A 3,597-nucleotide genomic window follows, 5' to 3' on the forward strand; every position below is an offset into this window, starting at 1 on the left:
GGACCAGTGAAATTATCCTTGGCTGACACACCGCATTCGCGAGCAAGCCCGCTCCCACATTGGTCTTGCAGCGCCAGTTAGATCAGGTCAGAAATTCGCCCGCAACGCCTCAACCCCACCTTTGTAGACCCCGGCAAACAGCTCTTCCACCGCCGCATCCGTCACACTCTCCACCGGCGTGAACACTCCCGACCACGTCACCTTCGCCGACGCATCCGTCAACGCTTCAACCTGCAACGTCGCCAGGTAGGCACTCACCGGAAACGGTGATTGCTCAATGGTGTAGCTGTAGGTGCGCGCCACGTTGTCAAAGGTCTGCAAACGCTCGACGATCTCGCCACCGTCGGCGGTCGTCAGGTGACGCAGGCGCCCGCCTTCACTCGGCTCGCTCTTGGCGATCAGCGGCAGCCATTTCGGCAAGTCGTTGAAGCCGCCGACCAATGCCCAGACCTTGTCGGCGGATACCGGGATTTCAATTACTGCGGATGCTGTTGGCACGTTGAATCTCCAAAAGTCATAGGGAAACGTCGCCCAGCCTGCCACGCCCGGCGCTTCAATGCATCAACTCCCGCACCCGATACCACAACATCCCCAACGCCAGCAGCGGCGAGCGCAACACCTTGCCGCCGGGAAACGTCATGTGCGGCACCTGGCTGAAAATATCCAGGCCCTGGCTGTGCCCGGTATGTATCGCCTCGGCCAACAGGCGTGCGCACCAGTGGGTCACGTTCAAGCCGTGACCCGAGTAACCCTGGGCGTAGAACACGTTGGGGTACTGCTGCAAGCGCCCCACCTGAGGGAAACGGTTGGCGGTGATGCCGATCTTGCCGCCCCACTGGAAGGCGATGGCGGTGCCTGCCAACTGCGGGAATACCTTAAGCATTTTCGGCTGCATATACGCGGCGATATCGGCCGGATCACGCCCTGAATAATGACAGGCGCCGCCAAACAACAGGCGGCGGTCGGCAGACAGGCGGTAGTAATCCAGGCCGACTTTCTGGTCGCACAGCGCCAGGTTCTGCGGGATCAGTTCATTCGCTAATGCCTGCGGCAACGGCTCGGTGGCGATGATGTAGCTGCCCGCTGGCAGCACCTTGCCGCTCAAGCGTGGTTCCAGTTCTTCAAGGTGCGCATTGCACGCCAGCACCAGGCTAGTGGCGCGCACCGTGCCACCGGAGCAGCGCACCTGCACGGTATCGCCATGGATCAGCTCCAGCACTTCGGTGTGCTCGAAAATCCGCACGCCCAGGGATTCAGCCACCTGCGCTTCACCCAATACCAGGTTCAGTGGATGCAGATGGCCGGAGCCCATGTCCACCAGGCCGCCGGCATACACCGTCGAACCCACGATCTGCGGCATATCCTCTGCACCGACGAGGCGGGTTTCATGGGCATATCCCATCGCCGCCAGATGTTCCTGTTCCCCCTTGAATGCAGCGAATTGCGCCGACGTATTCGCCAGTTCACAAACCCCCCAACGCAAATCGCAGTCGATGCCATGCTCGCGGATACGCTCCCCCACCAGCGCCACCGACTCGATCCCGGCCCGCTCCAGGTAGCGCACGCCCTCCTCGCCCACGTGCTTGGCGAACCCCGACACATCGTGGCCAATGCCGCGAATCAACTGCCCGCCATTGCGCCCGCTGGCGCCCCAGCCAATGCGCCGGGCCTCCAGCAGGATCACCGAGAGCCCGCGCTGGGCCAGCTCGATGGCGGTGTTCACGCCGGTGAATCCACCGCCGATCACGCACACATCGGCGCTCAGGTCGCCGCCCAACGCCGGGCGCTCGGGCATGGCATGCGCCGAAGCGCGGTAGTACGACGGGGCGTGGTCACTGGTTGGGATCATTTATTGGTCTTCACTTTGCTCCAGGCGCGGGTCATCAGGCGCATGGTCGCCGGGGTCGGCGTGGTGGAGATGTAGAGTTTGTCGAGCACGTCCTGGGACGGGTACACCTCGGGGTTGTTCACCAGCTCCGGGTCCATGAAGGCCTTGGCCGCCGGGTTCGCGTTGGCGTAGCCCACCGAGGCGCTGACCTTGGCGATCACCTCAGGTCGACGTTGTAGCCGATGCCGTTGGTGCCCCACAAATAGGGCACGGAGTGGGCATTGCCCGGGTCGTTTTTCTCCAGCAGCGCCAGCAGTTTGGGGTCGAGGTTCTTGAAGTTGGGCAGTTGCGCGCGGTCCAGCTTGAGGAACGCGCCGGCCTTCACCTGGCGCGCGAGGAAGTGGTTGGACGGCACCACCACGTCATACCCGGTGCGCCCGGCGAGCAGCTTGCCCTCCAGGGTCTCGTTGGAGTCGAACACGTCGTAGATCGGCTTGATCCCGGTCTTGGCCTGGAAGTCGGTCAAGGTGGCATCGCCGATGTAGTCAGTCCAGTTGTAGATACTGACCGTCGGCGCCGCCTGGCTGGTGCTGCTGAAGGCGGCCACCAGGGCCAGCGGGAGAAGCGTGTTCACAAGACGCATATCGACACCCCTTTTATGGATTTTTAGACGCTCGACCGCAGGGTACGTGCGCCGGCTTGTACTCCCGGCACATGGAGGTCTATCTTGGCCCTCCTACAGATCGACATCTATCCACTTTGCACGAACCACAGCGCACCAATAGAGTGCGCGCGGATCTCCCATGACCCAGGCAACCGCCTCTCGCGTCCAGGCCTTCACCACCGGTGATGTAGCCGCCCAATGCAGTGCCACCCCCGGTTGGGTGCAGCAGTACCAGCAGATGTCCCCGGGGCATTTTGCCGGGCAGATCCGCTACCTCGACCTGCAAGGCGTAGAGGTGTACGAAGAGTGCATGAACACGCGGGTGGAGCAGCATTTCAATGCGCCGCCGGGCTCGTTGGCGTTCTGTTTCGATGGCAGCGACAACGCGCTGTACCTGCTCAACGGCGAAAGCCGCAACACCTGGATCACCCCGGAAAACTACCGCGAAGTGGCCGTGGTGTTCGGCCCGCAATTCGTGCAGCGCCAGGGCTTGGATATGGCGAAGCTGGAAGGCCTGTTCATGGCCCCGCTGAGCGGCCGGCAAAATGCCCTGTTCACCCGCTGGCTCAGTGGCACGCTGACGCGAATGGCCACCGTGATCGACCCCGTCAGCCTCACCCAGCAACTGCTCGACGACTGCCTGTTTATCCTCGATAACGCCTGCGTGGGCCTGGACCGCAGCTCACTGCAAAAACGCAGTGAAGCACGCCGCTTGATGGCACGTATCGGGGAATGGGCGGCGGATACACCGGACGAGACCGTCAACCTGCTGGAACTGGCGCAGATTGCCGGGGTGCCGTTGCGCCAGTTGCAGCAAGGCTTCAAGACCTACACCGGGATGAGCCCGGCGCAGTGGTTGAGGTTGCGCCGCTTGAATGGGGCGCGGCGGGAGTTGTTGAGCGGCGGCGATACCACCGTGGCGGAGGTGGCGATGAACTGGTCGTTTTGGCATTTGGGGCGGTTTTCCAACAGCTACCGGGCACTGTTCAAAGAGCTGCCCAGTGAAACCCTGAAGCGCCACTGTTAAAACTCGGTTAAAAATGTGGGAGCGGGCTTGCTCGCGAATGCGGTGGGTCAGCCAAAATATCTGTGTCTGATACACCGC

3 protein-coding genes and 1 pseudogene are annotated in these 3,597 nt (G+C 62.3%); 1 reads left to right on the forward strand and 3 read right to left on the reverse strand.

Annotated features, from left to right (window positions below; genetic code table 11):
* Positions 1 to 87 precede the first annotated feature (87 nt).
* The 3 genes and pseudogenes from NUV89_RS28515 to NUV89_RS28525 all read right to left on the reverse strand — a co-directional run bounded on the left by NUV89_RS28515 (position 88) and on the right by NUV89_RS28525 (position 2,471).
* A complete protein-coding gene (locus tag NUV89_RS28515; RefSeq protein ID WP_257783944.1) occupies positions 88 to 498 on the reverse strand; it encodes an SRPBCC family protein in 411 nt (136 codons plus the stop codon).
* Between the two features lie 55 nt (positions 499 to 553).
* On the reverse strand, positions 554 to 1,849 hold the full coding sequence (locus tag NUV89_RS28520; RefSeq protein WP_257783946.1) for an FAD-binding oxidoreductase: 1,296 nt from the start codon (positions 1,847 to 1,849) through the stop codon (positions 554 to 556).
* Positions 1,846 to 2,471 (reverse strand): annotated as a pseudogene (locus NUV89_RS28525) (hypothetical protein). The gene NUV89_RS28520 and the pseudogene NUV89_RS28525 overlap by 4 nt, the downstream one beginning before the upstream one ends.
* Before the next feature lie 160 nt (positions 2,472 to 2,631).
* On the opposite strand from NUV89_RS28525, the gene NUV89_RS28530 reads away from it, so the two are divergent.
* Complete coding sequence (locus tag NUV89_RS28530) at positions 2,632 to 3,519, forward strand: helix-turn-helix domain-containing protein (RefSeq protein ID WP_257783947.1); 888 nt, start codon at positions 2,632 to 2,634, stop codon at positions 3,517 to 3,519.
* The last annotated feature ends 78 nt before the right edge of the window (positions 3,520 to 3,597 follow it).

This window comes from Pseudomonas sp. 18.1.10, assembly GCF_024655625.1.
Taxonomy (GTDB): Bacteria; Pseudomonadota; Gammaproteobacteria; order Pseudomonadales; family Pseudomonadaceae; genus Aquipseudomonas.

Bases quoted from the DNA above. Each gene is read 5' to 3' on its own strand.
- NUV89_RS28520 (WP_257783946.1), bottom strand. From the start codon at position 1,849: ATGATCCCAACCAGTGACCACGCCCCGTCGTACTACCGCGCTTCGGCG.
- NUV89_RS28530 (WP_257783947.1), top strand. From the start codon at position 2,632: ATGACCCAGGCAACCGCCTCTCGCGTCCAGGCCTTCACCACCGGTGAT.